15 protein-coding genes are annotated in these 17,162 nt (G+C 70.9%); 5 read left to right on the forward strand and 10 right to left on the reverse strand.

Translation table 11 applies throughout. From position 1 onward, the window contains the following. Positions 1-142: 142 nt before the first annotated feature. The 3 genes from D7V80_RS27095 (at position 143) to D7V80_RS27105 (ending at position 2,444) form a co-directional block, all read left to right on the forward strand. Positions 143-337: a hypothetical protein gene (locus D7V80_RS27095; protein WP_014397120.1), complete on the forward strand. Its 195-nt coding sequence runs from the start codon at positions 143-145 to the stop codon at positions 335-337. Positions 338-440: 103 nt separating this feature from the next. After that, the gene (locus D7V80_RS27100) at positions 441-1,829 is read left to right on the forward strand and encodes a sigma 54-interacting transcriptional regulator (protein WP_120590913.1); all 1,389 of its coding nucleotides are present in this window, start codon (positions 441-443) and stop codon (positions 1,827-1,829) included. A 138-nt stretch (positions 1,830-1,967) separates the two neighbouring features. After that, the gene (locus D7V80_RS27105) at positions 1,968-2,444 is read left to right on the forward strand and encodes a hypothetical protein (protein ID WP_147447226.1); all 477 of its coding nucleotides are present in this window, start codon (positions 1,968-1,970) and stop codon (positions 2,442-2,444) included. A 16-nt stretch (positions 2,445-2,460) separates the two neighbouring features. Here D7V80_RS27105 and D7V80_RS27110 read toward each other — a convergent pair whose 3' ends face one another. From D7V80_RS27110 to D7V80_RS27145, 8 genes are all read right to left on the reverse strand, one after another. After that, a complete protein-coding gene (locus tag D7V80_RS27110; protein ID WP_120590915.1) occupies positions 2,461-3,426 on the reverse strand; it encodes a hypothetical protein in 966 nt (321 codons plus the stop codon). Between the two features lie 239 nt (positions 3,427-3,665). Further along, positions 3,666-4,346 carry a hypothetical protein gene (locus D7V80_RS27115; RefSeq protein WP_233585750.1) on the reverse strand — a complete coding sequence of 227 codons (681 nt, stop codon included), beginning with the start codon at positions 4,344-4,346 and terminating at the stop codon, positions 3,666-3,668. A 43-nt stretch (positions 4,347-4,389) separates the two neighbouring features. Continuing rightward, a complete protein-coding gene (locus D7V80_RS27120; protein WP_120590917.1) occupies positions 4,390-6,210 on the reverse strand; it encodes a metallophosphoesterase in 1,821 nt (606 codons plus the stop codon). After that, a complete protein-coding gene (locus D7V80_RS27125) occupies positions 6,186-7,958 on the reverse strand; it encodes a GMC oxidoreductase (RefSeq protein WP_120590918.1) in 1,773 nt (590 codons plus the stop codon). Before D7V80_RS27125 ends, D7V80_RS27120 begins: the two co-directional genes overlap by 25 nt. Then, complete coding sequence (locus D7V80_RS27130) at positions 7,942-10,065, reverse strand: patatin-like phospholipase family protein (protein ID WP_120590919.1); 2,124 nt, start codon at positions 10,063-10,065, stop codon at positions 7,942-7,944. Before D7V80_RS27130 ends, D7V80_RS27125 begins: the two co-directional genes overlap by 17 nt. Beyond that, positions 10,062-10,604 (reverse strand): DUF1772 domain-containing protein, encoded by a 543-nt coding sequence (locus D7V80_RS27135; protein WP_120590920.1) that lies wholly within the window; start codon positions 10,602-10,604, stop codon positions 10,062-10,064. The genes D7V80_RS27130 and D7V80_RS27135 overlap by 4 nt, the downstream gene beginning before the upstream one ends. Then, complete coding sequence (locus D7V80_RS27140; RefSeq protein WP_120590921.1) at positions 10,601-11,542, reverse strand: acetoacetate decarboxylase family protein; 942 nt, start codon at positions 11,540-11,542, stop codon at positions 10,601-10,603. The genes D7V80_RS27135 and D7V80_RS27140 overlap by 4 nt, the downstream gene beginning before the upstream one ends. 14 nt (positions 11,543-11,556) lie before the next feature. Continuing rightward, a complete protein-coding gene (locus D7V80_RS27145) occupies positions 11,557-12,615 on the reverse strand; it encodes an alpha/beta fold hydrolase (RefSeq protein ID WP_120590922.1) in 1,059 nt (352 codons plus the stop codon). A 168-nt stretch (positions 12,616-12,783) separates the two neighbouring features. Between D7V80_RS27145 and D7V80_RS27150 the strand changes: the two genes are divergently transcribed. Then, entirely contained in the window at positions 12,784-13,131 is a 348-nt protein-coding gene (locus D7V80_RS27150) for a hypothetical protein (protein ID WP_120590923.1), read from the forward strand. A gap of 534 nt (positions 13,132-13,665) precedes the next feature. On the opposite strand, the gene D7V80_RS27155 is transcribed toward D7V80_RS27150, so the two are convergent. Both D7V80_RS27155 and D7V80_RS27160 read right to left on the reverse strand, forming a co-directional pair. Continuing rightward, complete coding sequence (locus D7V80_RS27155; RefSeq protein WP_120590924.1) at positions 13,666-14,220, reverse strand: hypothetical protein; 555 nt, start codon at positions 14,218-14,220, stop codon at positions 13,666-13,668. A gap of 127 nt (positions 14,221-14,347) precedes the next feature. Further along, a complete protein-coding gene (locus D7V80_RS27160; protein WP_120590925.1) occupies positions 14,348-14,953 on the reverse strand; it encodes a sigma-70 family RNA polymerase sigma factor in 606 nt (201 codons plus the stop codon). Between the two features lie 211 nt (positions 14,954-15,164). On the opposite strand from D7V80_RS27160, the gene D7V80_RS27165 reads away from it, so the two are divergent. After that, positions 15,165-17,159 carry an alpha-1,4-glucan--maltose-1-phosphate maltosyltransferase gene (locus tag D7V80_RS27165; RefSeq protein WP_120590926.1) on the forward strand — a complete coding sequence of 665 codons (1,995 nt, stop codon included), beginning with the start codon at positions 15,165-15,167 and terminating at the stop codon, positions 17,157-17,159. The last annotated feature ends 3 nt before the right edge of the window (positions 17,160-17,162 follow it).

Here is a 17,162-nt window from a genome sequence, read left to right on the forward strand (position 1 = left end):
CCTGCAAACCCCCACCCCGCCGCGCCCCCCGCTCCCTCGCGGATCACGACTTTTGGACCGCAGCATTTTTGACACCCCGAAACGGCGTGTGCGATAACCCCCGGTCAAGCCTTTTCTCACCACCCACAAGGAGTGGCAGGCGATGTTCACGGGCGTGAAGGTCTTCTCCGCGACGAAGGCCAAGGAGCGGGAAGAGTTGGGTGAGAACGTCACCCGCTGGATCAAGAGCAACGCGGACCTGGAGATCGTGGACCGGGTCGTCTGCCAGTCCTCTGACAACGAGTTCCACTGCTACACGCTGGTGCTCTTCTACAAGCACGCGAAGCCGCCGGCCTGACCGCCGCTCAAGGCTCCTGGACTCCTCCCGGGCCCGTCCTCTTTCCGGCCATGCACCTTTCCGGTGCGTGCGGGGAGGCCGGGCCTTTCTGTTTCCGTATGTTATGGTCCGCGCCGTGGCGCGCTTCGGGGACGACAGCGGGGAGGAAGACCGGCAGCTGCGCACGGACGCCCTGCCGGCGATGCGCTCGGCGCGGGTGCGGGTGCGGCTGTTGGTGCTGTCCGGCCCGGACGCGGGCCAGAGCTACCCGCTGGCGCCCGGACGCTACCGGGTGGGCGCGGACGCCAGCTCGGACGTGATCATCGCGGACCGGGCGGTGTCTCGCAGCCACCTGCTGCTGGACGTGCGCGAGGACAGCATCCAGGCGGTGGACGTGGGCTCGCGCAACGGCTCGTTCTGCGAGGGCATGCGCTTCACCACCCTGGAGGTGCGCCCCGGCGCGGTGCTCACGCTGGGCACCACGGAGCTGAAGCTCGTCCCGGAGGGAGAGAAGGCGCACACCCTGCCCCTGTCCAACCGGGAACGCTTCGGCAACCTGGTGGGCCAGAGCCGCCGGATGCGCGAGGTGTTCACCCTGCTGGAGCGCGTGGCCCAGGGCGAGTCCGACGTGCTCATCCAGGGCGAGACGGGCACCGGCAAGGAGCTGTGCGCGGAAGGCCTGCACCTGCATGGAGGACGCTCCAAGGGGCCCTTCGTCATCGTGGACCTGGCGGGCGTGGCGCCGCAGCTGTTGGAGTCGGAGCTGTTCGGCCACGTGAAGGGCGCCTTCACCGGCGCGCAGGCGGACCGGGCGGGCGCCTTCGAGCGTGCGCACGGGGGCACCCTCTTCCTGGATGAGGTGGGCGAGCTGCCCCTGGAGGTGCAGCCCCGGCTGTTGCGCGCGCTGGAGCGCCGGCAGGTGAAGCGGGTGGGCGCCAACGACTACCGCTCGGTGAACGTGCGGGTGGTGGCGGCCACGCACCAGGACCTGGAGGGCGCGGTGAAGGCGGGCCGCTTCCGCGGCGACCTGTTCCACCGGCTCGCGGTGCTGCGCGCGACGCTGCCGCCCCTGCGCGAGCGCCCGGAGGACATCCCGCTGCTCATCGACACCGTGCTGGAGCGGATGGGCAAGCCGCCCAGTGCCCTGTCGGACCAGACGCGCGCCCTGCTCGCCCAGTACCCGTGGCCGGGCAACGTGCGGGAGCTGCGCAACGTGGTGGACCGGGTGGTGAGCCTGGGCGAGTCCGCGCTGCCGGAGCTGCCGGACACGCCGCCCCCGCGCCCTGCCCTGTCGCCGGACCTGGACCCGGAGGACACGCTGTCGCTGGCGCTGGAGCTGCCCTTCAAGGAAGCGAAGGAGCGCCTCATCGAAGGCTTCGAGCGCGACTACCTGCGCACGCTGCTCGAGCGGTGCGGCGGCAACGTCTCCAAGGCGTCGCGCGAGGCGGGCATCGACCGCGTCTACCTGCGGAAGCTCCTGCGCAAGCACGGGCTCGTGTCCGGACCGGACTGACGGCGGTCCCCTGCCCCCACTCGCGGTCGCGGTCCCCGTGGCCCGGGTGACATTGGGGCGGGCCTCCCTGCCGGGGGTGGTTGTCGGACCGGGTTTCCGCCCCATCTTGGGAGCACCAACGCACGAGAGGTGGGTGCCATGCGCCAGGGATGGGGGAGGTGGCTTTTCGTCGTCGGAGGGCTCGTGCTGGGCGTCAGCGCGTGCCAGTCGCGGGACGGGGTCGTCGCGGAGAGCGGCCTGGTGCCGCCGCTCGCGGTGCTCTCGCCCCGGGCGGAGGTTCCCACGGAGGAAGGCACCGACGGGAGCGGAAGCGTGGGCTCGGAGGTGGCCGAGGACGTGCCGGACTTCTACGGCACGGTGACGCTCTCGGGCACGCGGGGCTTCACGGTGCGCGACGACGACGGCGTGGAGCGGCCCTTCGTGGTGGCGCCGTCCACGCGAATCCTGCGCGACGGCAAGCGCGTGGCCCGCGCCCAGCTGCACCCGGGCGTGCTGGTGCACACGACCTACGGCGAGCGGCTGGGGTCGTGGGTGGCCACGGACGTGGAGATCTACTCCGGCACGCCGTCGCGGGATTTGACGGCGACGGCGACGGCGGCGCCGGTGAAGCGCTGACGGGCGCGGCGGCCCGTCAGTAGACGGCGAGCGCCTGCGGCAGGTGGTAGCTGACGATGGTGAGCACGGGGATCTTGGGGCCCTCGTCCTCGTCGTCGGTGGTCATGCCGGAGGTGACGCGCAGGCCGTCGAAGCGCGCGAGGATGACGTAGTCGCGGCGGGTCTCCAGGAAGGGATCCGGCGCGGCCAGCCGGCCCAGGGCTTCACGGCCGGTCTCCTCGGAGAGGTTGTCGTAGTTGCGCTCGGAGGCGGACTGGGTGGTGCTCTCGCGGGTGAAGATGGAGCCGCCCACGCGGCCCTCTCCGGTGATCGCCGTCCGTCCGCCCAGGTCGCCAGAGGCCTCCGTGACGGTGTCGGTGGTGTAGGCGACGCCGACCTCACGGCGGGAGGCCACGGACTGGAGGCCCTGCTCCACCAGCCACAGCGTGGGGCGCTCCCCTTCCGAGCGCTGGTCGGCCACCTGCGCGCGCATGAGCACGTAGCGGCCGCGGTAGGTGTCCGGCTGGGCGACGGCGGACGCGAGCGAGAAGATGGGCACCTTGCGCGCGTGGAGCAGGCGCAGCTCGCCGTCCACGCTGCCGCCGCGCTGGGCCACCACGCGGGCGATGAGGTTGGCGGCGTCCGGACGCACGCGCAGGTCCTCCGTCCACGCGCTGCCCAGCACGGCGCCCAGCTGGGTGAAGCCAGGGGCCTCCGCGCACACCTTCAAGGCCAGCCACGCGTCGTCGCGAGAGGTCGCCTGGAGCCTGCGGGCGGCGGCCTCGCACGCGGCGGGCGTGGAGTAGCGTGCCAGGAACGCGCGGGCGTCATGCGGCGACACGGGCGGTTCCTCGGCGGCGACGGAGCGCCGGGACGCGGGAGGCGGCGTCCGCGGCGGAGGCGCGTCCGTGAGGGCACGGTCCTCCAGCGCGACGTGGGAGTGCGAGGCACCGCAGCCGGTGGCGAGCGCACCCAGGAGGGTCAGCAACGGAAGACGGGGCATGGCGCGGGGCTCCTTGAAGTGCGACAGCGCGGCGGGACCGGGACGGCGAAGGCTCCGCGCGACGACGAAGCGCGGGACCGTGAAGGGCGACGGACTGCAAGCGCGATGAGGCTGCGCAGGACTGCGAAAGGCGACGAACTGCAAGCGCGATGGCGAAGCGCGCAGCTGTGATGGACGGCGGACCTGGCGACCTGCATGCCCGACGGCCTGGTCACGGGCCCTGAAGCGCGACGGGCGCGCTACAGCGCGGCGGAGTCGGTGTGCTGCTGGCTTCCGTGCGATGGCGCCTGGCGCGGAATGGACGCGGACGAGGGCAGCATCATGGAGCACGCGTCGCGGCAGCGCTCGTCCATGCACGCGAGCGTGGTGGGCCCGGCCTGCTGCCGCGACACGGCCGCGTAGCAGCTCTCGCCGTTGCCGGGACACTGACTGCGCGCGGCGCACTCACAGCAGGTGGAGGCCACGGAGGCCATCAGCTGCACGTCCTGGAGCACGGAGGACAGCGCGCGGTAGCAGGCGCGGGCCGCGGGGGCGAAGCGGCCCTTGGCGTCCACCACCGGCGTATTGCCTTCGATGCCGCAGCGGCCCACGACGTCCGCGTACTTGCGCTCGCAGACGGCGACGAGCTTGGGGTCGGGCGTGCCGTCGCGCGCGTTGCTCACGGCCTCCGAGCAGAGGGCGCGCGACGCGTCCTTCAGCAGCTTGATGTTGGCGGACTCCACGTCCGCGTTCGTGCCCTTGGAAGGCGGCACCTCCGCCTCGAACACGCACTCCTTGCCCGCGCGCAGCGTGTCGATGGTGCACGACCACGCGGTCGGAGACGCATCCACGAGCGGGGGTGCCCCCAGCGCTTCGGGAGGCAGGGACGACGGCGCGGGGCCGGACGGCGCGGCGCCGAGGAAGAGCAGGGAGAGGAGCATCGCCTTCATATGGGACGCAGCGTAGGACTTTGGCCCGCGCCGCTCAAACCGCTCCGCCGGGTGGGTGTTCGTCCACCATCATGTCCGTGGGTCCAGGCGGACCGGTCTCCACCGACCCCAGAAGCGCCTTCGTCCGGCTGATGACGATGGGCGGTTCGATGAGCCGGGGTGGTGTCGCCCGCGTGTCCGCCGGGTCCGGCACCCACACCGGATCCCCGGGTCCCCTCCCCCGCTTCCACCGCCTCGGCACCCGCCGGAACCCCACCGGGTACACCGTGAGCTCGCCGTCCTCGTCGAAGTGGAGCCGGAGGAAGTTCTTCCAATCGGGTATCGACAGCGACGAGAACGCCTCGTTGGGGTGACAGGAGAACACGTTGAGCGACAGCAGCAGGTACACGCCCACCACCAGCGGCCCCACCAGCGCTCCGCCACCAAACAGCAGCACCCCGCTGAGGAAGTCCCGCCGCAGGCTCCACTGAAGCTCCGCCGCCAGCGGCGCGGCGACGGCGGACACGCCCCAGGTGAGCAGCAGCGCCACCGCCAGGTGCGCCAATCCATGCAAGACGCCAGCGGCCCTCTTCCAGAGCAGCCCCCGGCGATGGTCCGCGAACGCGACCGTGCCCAGCACCACACCCGCCCCCAGCACCAGCGAGCCCGTGCTCTGCAACGCCGCGTTGATGACCTCCTGGAACGAAGCCGCCCCCACCGCCCCCTCGTTGAGGTTCGCGGCGATGCCCCAGCCCAGCAGCGTGTAGACGACGCCCATGAACACGCCGAACCACGGGTTGAGCGCGGTGAACAGCAGGTTGCGCCAGGCGAGCCACTGGGACGTCTTCTGCGGCGGGTAGCTCGCCTTCTGCACGAAGCCGCCCGGACGCTGATCCACCTTGGGCAGGTGCGTGGGATGCAGGAACGCCCCTCCCCCGCCCGCGATGATCTTCTGCCGCCCGTCCGCGCTCTCATGCCGGCGGTAGTGGTGCAGGTCCCCCGCCAGGAAGACGCTCACCTTCTTGCCCAGCACCTTCTGCTCCAGGAAGTCGATGTTGTGGTCCAGGAAGCCGCGCCCCGCGTGAGGCATCACCTGCTGCTTCACCCACGCGGGCTCCGCGTTGCAGAGGATGATCCGGTCCGTGGCGCGCATCTGCCCGGCCACCTTCTGGAAGAACTCCACCTGCGGCGCGTCCAGGTCGGACTCCAGCTGCATGTCCGTGCCCAGCAGCCACCAGCCGTGCGGCAGCCTCAGCGCGAAGTAGCTGCGCTGCTGCTGCGTGCGCCAGCCATTGGAGCGCCGGCCCTGGCAGAACAGGCGCGTGAAGGACACCAGTCCGTCATACCAATCATGGTTGCCCGGCACCGCGAACAGGTGTGGCCGGTGGCGCCGCTTGTTGAGCGCGTCCTCGTACGGCACCACCGTGCGCGCCTGGTATTCGTCCACGCTCGCGGTCGGGTACACCTCGTCCCCGCCGAACACGAGCACGTCGCCGCCCCGCGTGACATGCGTCTTGCCGGAATCGTCCGCGAGCGCCAGCTCCGGCGCCATCACGGTGGACGCTACCGCGTAGGTGGAGTCCCAGCCGTCGCCCAGGTCCGCCACGTAGTCCAGCCACAGCTCGTCCCGCGGATGGCCGGTGTCGTCCACCGAGTAGTCGAAGCAGAGCGGCTGCGGCCGGGAGACGGCATCCAGCAGCCGCCGGTCCGCCTGCTGTCCGAACGTCCCGGACAGCAGCGCCTTCATGCCCGACTTCGCGAGCACGGCCGGGTCGAACCACGACACCATCTTCCGGCCCGGAGGCGTCTGGGGCTCGGGCGCGGGCTCGACGCGCCGGCCCGGGAGGCGGCTCACATCGGAGGCACGGACGGCCATGGCCCCTCCTTCACCTGCCACGCGCGTCCCCGAGCGCCCCTGCGGTGCGAATCGATGAGCGCATCCGCGAACCGGTCCGCGAGCGCCGCGATGGTGAGGCTCGGGTTGGGCCCGACGGGGCCCGGCATCATCGAGCCGTCGGCCACGTACAGCCCCGGGTGGCCAAAGGCCTCGCCCGTCGCGTCCACCACGCCCTCGTCCGGCCCGCGTCCCATGGGACAGCCGCCCAGCGGGTGCACGGTGATGACCCGGCTCAAGTAGCTGAGCGGGTTCTGCAGCAGCCTCCCCTCCAGCGTCCGAGCAATGTCCGCCATCGACTGGCGCAGCTCATTGAAGTACTCGCGCGAGCTGGCCATCCGCCAGTCAATGGCCAGCATCCCATCGTCCGTCAGCCGCATGTGGCCGGTGGGAAGGTCGCGCCCCATGCCCAGCAGCGGCAACGACGTCGCGGAGCCCAGGCAGTTCCCCAAGAGCTCGGCGATCTCCTCGCTCACGTCGGAGTCGTGCGTGCGTCCCGTCCAACCGCGGATCAGGCGCCACGCCAACTTGAGGCCTCGCTCCATCAACGGCACCTGGTGCGCGCCTTCGTAGAGCCAGTTGACGAACTCCGGGTAGCCCGCGTCCTCGATGTAGTAGCCCCGGCCCGTGCCGCCCTCCTCCTGGCTCCGGAAGTGCAGCGCGCTGGTGATGACCGGCCCGTGCCCTCCTTCCAGGATGCGCGGCAGCTGCTTGCCGGTGCTCGAATCGTGGCACTGGCGCATGAAGCCCAGCAGGTCTCCGTTGCCGCAGAAGCGCGTGCCCAACCGTCCGCTCAGGCCGGGGAAGCTCCGCTGGTTCTTCAGGAGCAGGAACGTGGTGCCGAACGTGCCCGCCGCCAGCACCAGCCGCTCCGCCGTCACGGTGCTGCGCGGCAACATGGACTGGGGGCCTTCGCGCGGCACGCCCTCCGGCGTGTCCGTGTGGTCCAGGTACCGCACCACATAGCCGCCGCCTTCCGCGGGCCACAGCTCCGTCACCTCCGCGCGCGTGCGCAGCTCCGCCCCCGCGCGCTTCGCCGCGGACAGGTACGTGTAATCGAGCGTGTTCTTGCTGCCCGTGTTGCAGCCGACGTCGCATTCACCGCAGAGGTGACAGGTGGTGCGCGTGCGGCCGTGGAGGTTGGGAAACTCCTCGCGGATGGGCTCGCCCGGGACGGGCACCTCGCCGGGGTTGCCGAACGTCACGGCCAGCGGCGGCAGCTGCCAGTCATTCGCGCGGCCCAGGCGCTCGGCCGCGAGCTTCATGGCCAGCGTCTTCGCGGTGGAGGAATATGGCGGATGCTCCAGCGGATAGCGCTGCACGCGCATCATCCGCTCCACGGCGTCGTAGTGCGTCTCCAGGTCCGCGCGGGTGACGGGCCAGTCCTCGTAGCCTCCGTCATGGAGGTCCTCGTGGATGAAGGTCTTCTCGTCCTTGCGCAGCAGCACGTTCGCGTAGATGAGCGACCCGCCGCCCAGCCCCGCGGACACCACGCCGCCCAGCCCCTGGAAGGACCAGAGGTTGAACAGGCCGTGCAGGCCCTTGCGCGGGTCCCAGAAGTTGCGGCGCATGTCGTACGGGCTGCGCGCGAAGGAGCCCGGTGGATACGCCTTGCCCCGCTCCAGCACGCAGACCCGGAGCCCCGCCTCCGCCAGGCGCCACGCCATCACCGAACCTCCGAAGCCCGAGCCCACGATGACGACGTCGAAGTGCTCATCCCTCGTGGTCATGCGTGGCCTCCCCTTCGCGCTCGCGCACCGGCGCCTCCGGGGCGTAGAGGTCCCAGAGCGCGCCCAGGAACAGGTGGCCGAAGCGGGCCATCATCTCCGCGCCCTCCACGCCCCCGCGCGACGAGCGCATGCTGGCCACCAGGTGGAGCAACTCGCGCATGCCCAGCACCAGGACGCCCGCGCCCACCACCGGGCCGCGCGCGTCCGCGCCTGCGTGCAGGTAGCTGTAGAGCCGCGTGGTGTCGCGCCAGAGGTCCGGGCCCGGGTCGTCGCGCAGCGTCTTCGTGCCGTCCAGGTAGTAGTCCTGGCCGTTCGCCTGGAAGCGCAGGCCGTAGGTCATGATCTTCGTGCGCGGATCATCCGTGGAACGGAAGAGGTTGAAGCTCCCCTCGCGCACGGGCAGGTCCATGCCCAGCGGCTTGTATTGCACGTGCGCCACCAGCCGGGCCGCGTGGTCCGGGTCGCGGATGAACGCCTCCATGTCGTCGATGGTGATGGTGCAGTGCATGGTGAAGGGCGTGGAGCGCCCGTCATGGGCGCCCGCCTCGGGGTCGGTGGTGCCCATCGCGAGCGGACCGGCCATGGTCTCGCGGAAGGTCAGGTCGTAGGCGGGTTCGGTCATCTGGGTGATCTCCGGGGTGAGGGGCAGGCCCTGGCCGTCCGCTGTCGCCAGGTAGCGGCAGGCGTCCGAGTAGCCCTGGTCGATGAGGGTCTCGGCCGTGACGTGGCCCGCGTAGAAGTCCGGGTCCAGGGGCAGCGGGTGCTCGGGTTTGATGAGGTGCACGGTGATGGGCCGCGAGTGTCCCGGCACGTGCTCGCCCGCGAGGATGCGCGCGTTGAGCTCGCGCACCTGCTCCAACTGGGCGAAGAGCGCGCCGTTCGCGCTCAGCTCAATCATGTGGACGTACTGGCGGAAGAAGCCGTCGGCGTACCGGGGCGTGTTGCCGATGCACCAGACGATCCACACCTCGTCCGCGCCCCGGCGCACGGCCTCCATCACGTTGGCGTCCTGGATCCACACCGAGTCCAGGTACAGGTGGCCGTCCTTCACCACCGGGGGCATGAAGAGCGGCAGGGAGATGCCCGCCACCAGCAGGTCGCGGTCCACGTCCGTGTGCGGGATGGCCTCGTTCGTCTTCCGGTCGAAGTCGCACACGTTGAAGGTGCCGGAACGCTCGCGGTTCGCGCGGATGGCGTCCACGTCCACGCCCAGGTGCGGGAAGACACGCTGGATGATGCCGTCAGCGTCCCCCAGCGCGGTGAGCTTCCAGGGCCGCGCGTATTCATCCAGCGGCATCAGCGACACGAAGTCCTTCACGTCCAGCGTCCGCCACCGCTCGCACATCTCCGCGGGGGACTGGCCGGACAGCCACATCGCCAGGGTGATGATGCCGCCGGACGTGCCGTCCGCGTGGGCGAAGGTCAGCCGCGCGTCCGTCAGCGCGCGCAGCACGCCCGCCTGCCACGCGACGCGCATGCCGCCCCCCGCGAGCACCAGCGAACGCCGGGGCGCCTCCGCCGGGGAAGGCTGCACGACCGCGTCCTCCCCGAAGGTGCGCAGGGGCCGCCGCGGAGGCGCGCCATTCCGGGTCGCCTCCCCGAGCCGCAGGGCGCTGACGGAAGGGCTGGTGACCGCCGGAAGTGGCGCTTCCTCCGTCTGCGGCCGGAGCACGGTGATGATCTGCTCGCGCTGGCGCAGCGACGCGTAGAACCCCAGCACCAGCACGGCGGACAGCGCGTCGAACGCCGCCACTCCCAACGCCAGGGGCGACAGCAGGTCGCGCCCCACGGCGATCGCCACCATCAGACAGGCCCCCACCTTCTGGAGGCCGGTCCACAGGAAGGCGGCGGGGTTCGCGCGGGGCTCGTGCAGGCCGTGCAGGAGCAGGCCGCCGAACAGCACCATGAACATGCCCACGATGCGGAAGAAGTGCGCGGGCGCGGCGGACGCATCCGCGTGCAACAGCCGCAGCTCCAGTCCCGGCAGGAACATCTGCGCCGCGCCGGACGCGAGGGTGATCCACCCGATGGCCGCGAGCGCCCAGCGCCAGGGGCGCCCGTTGACGCGGGCCTGACGCTCCAGCCATCGCGACGCGGTCGGGCTCATGCGTGGGCCTCCCGGCGCGGCGGCGCGGACAGCCCCAGGCGCCAGCGCTCCCCCGCGGGCTGCTCCGCGCGCAGCACCCGGTGCACGAAGTAGCCCAGCGTGAGCAGCCACTGCACCGTCCACAACCCCACGCGGATGCGGTTCATCCGCATCCACGCGTCCAGCACCTCTTTCAGCCGTTCGGGCGACGTGATGCCGGCCGCCATCTCGTCGTTGTACGGGAAGATGTAGATGCGCGTGAGCAGCGTGGCCACCACCACCGCCACCCCCACGCCCAGCGGGTACCAGCGCAGGGCCGTCTTGCGCTCGCGCCACGCCAGCACCCCGGCGGACAGCAACATGACCGCCGTCATCCAGGTGAAGAACCGCGTGGCCGCCTGCACCTGCGGCACGAACTGCAGGTAGTAGTTGTCCACCGTGAGCTGGGGCGCGATGGGGAACGTGAAGAGAACCAGCGACCAGCCCGTGCCCAGGTACATGGACGTGCACAGGAACAGCAGGCACGCGTTCGCCAGATCCAGGTGGCCGCCGTGTTTCATGGCCGCGTTTCCTCGCGCGGACGCGCTTCGGGCAGGGGCGCCACGGCCTGGAGCACCCTCTGCGGCGCTCCGTCCGACTCCGGAGGCGGCATGGGCGTCTGGTCCTGCCCCAGGTCCACCACGCTCTTGAGTCCCTCCGGATACGTGTCCGGAGGCAGTGTGGGCTGGGTGAGGAACCACGCCTCGAAGTGGTCATCCAGCACGCCGCTGGACGACGGGAAGAACCCGGTGAGGAACGGGCGCGGGGAGATGCTCAAGTCCCGCAGCACCTGCACGCGCGGATGATCCCCCAGCTCCAGCGTCCCCCACGCGCGCTTCCCCAACCGGAAGCCGAAGCGCCCCCGGAAGTAGATGGTGGACTTCATCAGCATCCCCCGGAAGGCGCAGTAGTTCACCGCCGCCATCCGCAAGGGCAGCCACGCGAGCCTCGGCCGCTCGATGCGCACGCGCACCGCCTGCTGGCCGCCCTCGTCGTAGCGGCTGCTCACGGAGCCGTTCTCCACCCGGAAGTCCAGCCGGGCCAGGTGCTTGGGCATGCCCCAGATGCCCTTACCGCCCTTCACGGAGACCTCCGTGTTCACCGGCAGGTCCACCACGTACTGCCCCACGCCGAAGCGCTTCTGGAACAGCAGGGGCAACAGCGGCGGCGCGGGCCTGCGTCCGTGCGTGCACGCGAGCGCGATGCTGAACTCGATGTACGCGCCGATGTCCGTCTGCTTGTAGTCGATGACGGAGACGAGCAGCACGCCGCGGTCGCGCGACAGGCGCAGCGGGTGCAGTTCGTTGCCGGGCAGCAGGGCCGCCGCGCGGCGGGCGTCCACGGTGAAGGCGGCCACCATCGCGGGGGCCCCCTTCGAGTCCACCGGCAGCGCGTACGGGATGTCATCCACCCGCGAATAGCGGCCGTACTGGGTCTGGATGCGTCGGGGCAGGAACATGGCTTGGCCTTTCGTCAGTGGAGCGCGGAGCGATCCAGCTCGGAGAGGATGAGGGGGAAGACGTCCTGGGACGCGCGCTTGCCCATGAAGACGTCCAGGTGGCCGTAGCCCGGCAGCAGGTGCAGCGCGTGCCGGCCCGGGTGGAAGTGCTCCAGATGTTCGAAGCTGCGGCGCTGGCTCTCCGCGAGGAAGCAGCGGTTCTCCTCGCCCGCGAAGAAGACGAAGCGCGCGTCCGTCTGGGGCTCGCGCACGCCCAGGTCCTCCGGCAGCGCGCGGAAGCCCTCCACGGGCACCAGGTGGCCCGCGCGCACGCACTGGTCCATCTGCTTGAAGAAGCTGAAGGGCACGGGGCCGAACTCGTGCTGGAGCCAGTCGTGCGTCTGGGCGTTGAGGTTCTCGTGGCGCCACAGCACCGGGAAGCCCGTGCCGTAGGTGAAGCTCGTCCAGCGGCAGACCAGGTTGTCGCACTCGTGATGCGTGGCCTGCACCACGCGCGTCAGCATCCGGGCCGTGCGCGTGGGGCCGCCGTAGGCCCACTGCGGATCCAGGAAGGGCGTCAACTGCGCGACCAGCGGCACGGCGTAGTGGAGCTTCACCTTCGCGGTCGCGGGCACCACCGGGTGCAGCGACACGGCGTTGGTGATGATGAGGTCCACCTCCGGAAGGAGCCCCGCCACCGCGGCCATGGTGAAGCTGGTGGAGCCCTGGCAGTGGATGACGGCCTTGATCTTGTCCGCGCCCGTCTTCTCCCGCACGGTGCGGATGGCGGGCGGATGGTCCAGGACGGCGGCCTGGTCCAGGGTCCACTCGCCCGGCTCCACGTCCATGCTGGCGCGCCAGTTCTCCAGCCACACGTCGTAGCCGTCTTCAATCAGCGCATCGACCACGGTCTGGCGCACCGGCGCGCGGAAGATGTTCCCGCGCACGCCAGCGCCGTGCACCAGCACCACCGGCCCCTTGTCCGCCTTCTCGACACCGCGCAGGTGCACCAGGTGCAGCGCGCGGCCGTCACCCGCGAGGAAGGGAACGATCTCCTCGGTGTAGCGCGGCTCATGGATTGTTTCCGCGGACATGACGCATCCCCCCACACCGCAAACGTTGGGCGGTGCGCGGAGGCCGACAACCGGCGTGCAACCCCACCCGGAGCGCCGCTCGCTGCGCCAGCCCGGGCTCACGAGCAACGGCGCGGCGCCTCCCTGTCACGCCGCCCGCGTCAGCCCGTGGAGTGCTATGCGTGGGGCATGAGCACGGATGCAGGCTGGAGCGACTACGAAGGCGGCGCGACGCTCGGGGGCATGGGCAGCCAGGGCGGCACCATCGTGCGGGACGAGGGCTTCCGCGGCCTCCTGCGCCTCACCTACGAAGCGGACGACTCGCGTTCCTTCCATGTCGTCACCTGCGGCATCTCCGGCTGGTTGTCGCATCCGCGCTTCTTCGACAACGCGGCGGAGGCGCTCCACGCCTTCGAGTCCATGAAGCCCGCACTGGAGGAGCTGGGCACGACGCTCCCCGAGGGCGGGCCCCGGTCCACGGCGGACGGACGGACAGCGGGTCCGCTGCTCGCCGCGTTCCGCGTGCGCTTTTCCTGAGTCGCGGTCCTCCCGCGCAAGGATTGCTTAAGGTTCTCCCGAGATAACCCGGTTCGCCGTCCGGTCAGCCCCGGGCGGCCCCGCGGGCGGCACTCTCGCCGCCCCTGGCTCCCGAGTTCCCGGAGGAACCCCGGATGAAGAGCGAATCCCCTCAGGACCTTTCCCCCAGGGTCATCACGCGCCGGAGCATCCTGCGCGGAAGTATCCCTGCTTGTGTCCGTGCGCATCCAGGAGGTTCGCGAAGCAGCGCGCGGAGCGCTCACGCGAGAAGCTCTCCAACTCGAACGTGCGCCCTGCCCAGCGAGTCCAGATCCGCCAGCGCTATCGTTACGCTGCCCAACTCGCGCAGCCGAGTGAGGCTGGGAGTCGCGACCTGCTTCAGGGGTGGCAACCCGCGGTCAAATGGGCGCATGGGCGGGAGCCTACCCAATCCCCACCGTGTCCGCCCCACAGCGGGGCGGACACAGTCCAGCTCCCCTCCCCCTCGCCAGGCCACGAGCTGGACGCGACCCGGCCTCCCTCCCCCGAAATCCGCTACCGCGTCGCGGCCCGGCGCGCGGGCGTCCTCCTCTTCACGGTCCGGTGCGCCTGCGCCTTCACCGCCGGAATGCGCCGCGCCTTGTGCGCGCGCGCCTTCACCGGGCCCCTGCGCGCATAGCCCGCGGGCCGCAGCGCCTTCTTCGCCATCCCCGTCTTCTTGCGCCGCGCCGTGGCCCGGACCGCGGGCCGCAGCGTCTTCTTCGTCGCCGGCCGCTTGCGCAGGGTCGGCCTCGCCTTGCGCGCCGGCACCATCTCCATCCGCCGCAGCTGCGACTCGAAGCGCGTCAGCGCCTTGCGGAACAGGGCGGCCTTGCGCCGCGTGTCCATGCGCCCGCCCATCACGCGGCTCCCCATGGGGACGCGCATGGCCTCACGGCGCAGCCGGTGCGCCAGCTTCTCGTACTGGCCCACCAGTCCGCGCGCGCGCCGCACCATCCCCATCAGCTCGCGCCGGGACAGCTCCATCAGGTTGCGCGGCGCGCTGGCCAGCACCAGCCGCATCTCCCGCGCGCTCATCAACGCCGTCCCCGTCTCCCGCATCTTGCGCATGTCCGCCCCCTCCCTCGGGTTCGCCAAACAGTCGCAAACTTTGGGTCCCACCCGGCAGCGGCAAGGAGGACGCGGCCTGGGCCTGCCCCACCGCCCGTCCCCGCGGAACAGGGCTGCTGTCGTGCACTCAGCCGGACGCACTGACCGGCGGCGCGTCCAGCAGCACCGCCAGCTTCTCCAACGCCAGCCGCGCACGCGTCTTCACCGTCCCCAGCGGCTGGCCCGTCTTCCTCGCGATCTCACTCTGGGACAGCCCGTCGAAGTACCCGAGCAGCACCACCTCCCGCTGCTCCGGCGGCAGTTGCGCCAGCGCCGCCCGCACCCGCCCCTGGTCCTGCGCCGCGGCGGCCGAGCCATCCGGTGACGGCGGCGTCGCGCTCACCGGCGGCGGCTGCTGCGCCACCCCCTCCACCATCCGCGACACCGTGCCCAGCGCACGCAGCCGGTCGATGGACCGCGTGCGCGCGATCGTCGTCACCCACGTCTCCAGTCCGCCGCGCTCCGGGTCGAACTCGCGCGCGCGCCGCCAGACCTCCAGGAAGGTCTCCTGCAGCATCTCCTCCGCGTCCGCGCGCGTGGGCAACAGCCGCACCGAGATGGCGAACGCCCGCGCGGAACACCTCGCGTAGACGTCCCGCATGGCCGCCGCGTCGCCGAGCGCCACCTGCTTCAGCAGGTCGCGGTCGGCCGACAGGTCACTCGCTTGCTGGGCAGCGGAGTCGTTGGGCGCCATGTTCGTCCCGGATACCGCAACCGGAGGGGCGGATCCCAGCTTCAACCATTGGGACCCGTCCACCCAGCCCCTCGGGCTGGGCGAGCGCTCCCTCCGTTCCTAACGTTGACAGGCCAACGCGACCGGGCGGCAGCCATCTTCAATCAACAACACCCGCACATTGCTGCCTGGAGCCACTGACTCAGAGTCCTATAAGGGGCCGCCAGCCGATATGACCGAACGACTCGGAAGCGTGTTCATCGAGAACGTCCAGCCGGAGCTGGACGCGGGGCGCTACGCCATCAAGCGCGTCGCCGGGGAGACCCTCACCGTCCGGGCGGACATCTTCAAGGAAGGTCACGACGTCCTCGTGGCCGTCGCCCGCTGGCGCCAGGTCACCCCCGCAGCCCAGAAGACGGACTGGGCGGAGGTCCCCCTCGCCTTCAAGAACAACGACGCCTGGGAAGGCGTCATCCCGCTCGCGAACAACGGCCGCTACGAATTCACGATTGAAGCCTGGCCGGATCTCTTCCGCACCTGGGCGCACGAGCTGAAGCGCAAGGTGGATGCCGGCCGCGACGTGAAGAGCGAGCTCCTGGAGGGCGCCGCGCTGCTGGAAGGCGCCGCCGCGCGCGCGAAGGGCAAGTCCGCGGAGGACCACCGGCTGCTCGCCGAGGCAGGGGCCCGCCTGCGCACGCCGCCCACGCCGGACCACCTCCTCGTCGCGCTGTCCGCCGAGCTGGCGGACGCCGCGTCACGGCACCCGGACCGCACGCTCGCCAGCAAGTACGACAAGGTGCTGGAAGTCTTCGTGGACCGGGAGAAGGCGCGCAACGCCGCCTGGTACGAGTTCTTCCCCCGCTCCGCGAAGCGCGACGGCAAGACGCACGGCACGTTCAAGGACGCGCAGGCCTGGCTGCCGTACATCCAGAAGCTCGGCTTCGACACCGTCTACCTGCCGCCCATCCACCCCATCGGGCGGACCGCTCGCAAGGGCAAGAACAACAGCCTGCGCGCGGAGCCCGGTGACGTGGGCAGCCCGTGGGCCATTGGCGCCGCGGAGGGCGGCCACAAGGCCGTGCACCCGGAGCTGGGCACGCTGCAGGACTTCCGCGCGTTCGTGGACGCGGCGAAGGCGCATGGCATCGAAGTGGCGCTGGACCTGGCCTTCCAGTGCTCGCCGGACCACCCGTACGTGAAGGAGCATCCGGAGTGGTTCCAGCACCGCCCGGACGGCACCATCAAGACGGCGGAGAACCCGCCCAAGCGCTACGAGGACATCGTCAACTTCGACTGGATGGGCCCCGCGAGGGACGCCCTCTGGAAGGAGCTCAAGTCCGTCGTCCTGCACTGGGTGGACAACGGCGTGCGGACCTTCCGCGTGGACAACCCGCACACCAAGCCCATGCAGTTCTGGCACTGGCTCATCCGCGAGGTGCAGGACCTGCACCCGGACGTGCTCTTCCTGTCGGAGGCCTTCACCCGCCCCAAGGTGATGAAGGCCCTGGCCAAGGTGGGCTTCACCCAGTCGTACACGTACTTCACCTGGCGCCTCTTCAAGGACGAGCTGCGCACGTACCTGGAGGAGATCACCCAGCCGCCCGTGGCGGACTACTTCCGCGGCAACCTCTGGCCCAACACGCCGGACATCCTCCCGGAGAACCTCCAGAACGCGGGCCCCGGCGCCTTCCGCCTGCGCGTGGCGCTGGCCGCCACGCTGTCGTCCGTGTGGGGCATGTACTCCGGCTACGAGCTGTGCGAGGGCCGCCCGGTGCCAGGCAAGGAGGAGTACCTGGACTCGGAGAAGTACCAGCTCGTCGCCTGGGACTGGGACCGGCCGGGCAACATCTCCGACTGGATCGCCAGGCTCAACGCCATCCGCAAGGCGCACCCCGCGCTCCAGCACTACCAGGCCCTGCGCTTCTTCGAGTCCGACAACGACCGCGTCGTCTTCTACGGCAAGCGCTCGCCGGACGGGCTCAGCACGGTGCTGGTGGCGGTGAGCCTGGATCCGTACGCGCCCCAGGAAGCGCTGCTCCGCGTGCCCATGGAATGGCTGGGCGTCACCGCGGAGGAGACCTATCAGGTGCAGGAGCTGATGGCTGATCAGCGCTCGCTCTGGCAGGGCCCGGACGTGCAGGTGCGCCTGACGCCCGAACAGCCCGCGGCCATCTGGGCCGTATACCGCTACCGCCGCACCGAACACGCGTTCGACTACTTCGAGTGACTC

Origin of the sequence: Corallococcus sp. CA054B, assembly GCF_003611625.1 — a bacterium.
In the GTDB taxonomy this organism is placed as follows: Bacteria; Myxococcota; Myxococcia; order Myxococcales; family Myxococcaceae; genus Corallococcus; species Corallococcus coralloides.

Bases quoted from the DNA above. Each gene is read 5' to 3' on its own strand.
- D7V80_RS27160 (WP_120590925.1), bottom strand. From the start codon at position 14,953: ATGGCGCCCAACGACTCCGCTGCCCAGCAAGCGAGTGACCTGTCGGCC.
- D7V80_RS27150 (WP_120590923.1), top strand. From the start codon at position 12,784: ATGAGCACGGATGCAGGCTGGAGCGACTACGAAGGCGGCGCGACGCTC.
- D7V80_RS27155 (WP_120590924.1), bottom strand. From the start codon at position 14,220: ATGCGCAAGATGCGGGAGACGGGGACGGCGTTGATGAGCGCGCGGGAG.
- D7V80_RS27115 (WP_233585750.1), bottom strand. From the start codon at position 4,346: ATGCTCCTCTCCCTGCTCTTCCTCGGCGCCGCGCCGTCCGGCCCCGCG.
- D7V80_RS27125 (WP_120590918.1), bottom strand. From the start codon at position 7,958: ATGACCACGAGGGATGAGCACTTCGACGTCGTCATCGTGGGCTCGGGC.
- D7V80_RS27095 (WP_014397120.1), top strand. From the start codon at position 143: ATGTTCACGGGCGTGAAGGTCTTCTCCGCGACGAAGGCCAAGGAGCGG.
- D7V80_RS27120 (WP_120590917.1), bottom strand. From the start codon at position 6,210: ATGGCCGTCCGTGCCTCCGATGTGAGCCGCCTCCCGGGCCGGCGCGTC.
- D7V80_RS27110 (WP_120590915.1), bottom strand. From the start codon at position 3,426: ATGCCCCGTCTTCCGTTGCTGACCCTCCTGGGTGCGCTCGCCACCGGC.
- D7V80_RS27105 (WP_147447226.1), top strand. From the start codon at position 1,968: ATGCGCCAGGGATGGGGGAGGTGGCTTTTCGTCGTCGGAGGGCTCGTG.
- D7V80_RS27100 (WP_120590913.1), top strand. From the start codon at position 441: ATGGTCCGCGCCGTGGCGCGCTTCGGGGACGACAGCGGGGAGGAAGAC.
- D7V80_RS27145 (WP_120590922.1), bottom strand. From the start codon at position 12,615: ATGTCCGCGGAAACAATCCATGAGCCGCGCTACACCGAGGAGATCGTT.
- D7V80_RS27130 (WP_120590919.1), bottom strand. From the start codon at position 10,065: ATGAGCCCGACCGCGTCGCGATGGCTGGAGCGTCAGGCCCGCGTCAAC.
- D7V80_RS27140 (WP_120590921.1), bottom strand. From the start codon at position 11,542: ATGTTCCTGCCCCGACGCATCCAGACCCAGTACGGCCGCTATTCGCGG.
- D7V80_RS27135 (WP_120590920.1), bottom strand. From the start codon at position 10,604: ATGAAACACGGCGGCCACCTGGATCTGGCGAACGCGTGCCTGCTGTTC.
- D7V80_RS27165 (WP_120590926.1), top strand. From the start codon at position 15,165: ATGACCGAACGACTCGGAAGCGTGTTCATCGAGAACGTCCAGCCGGAG.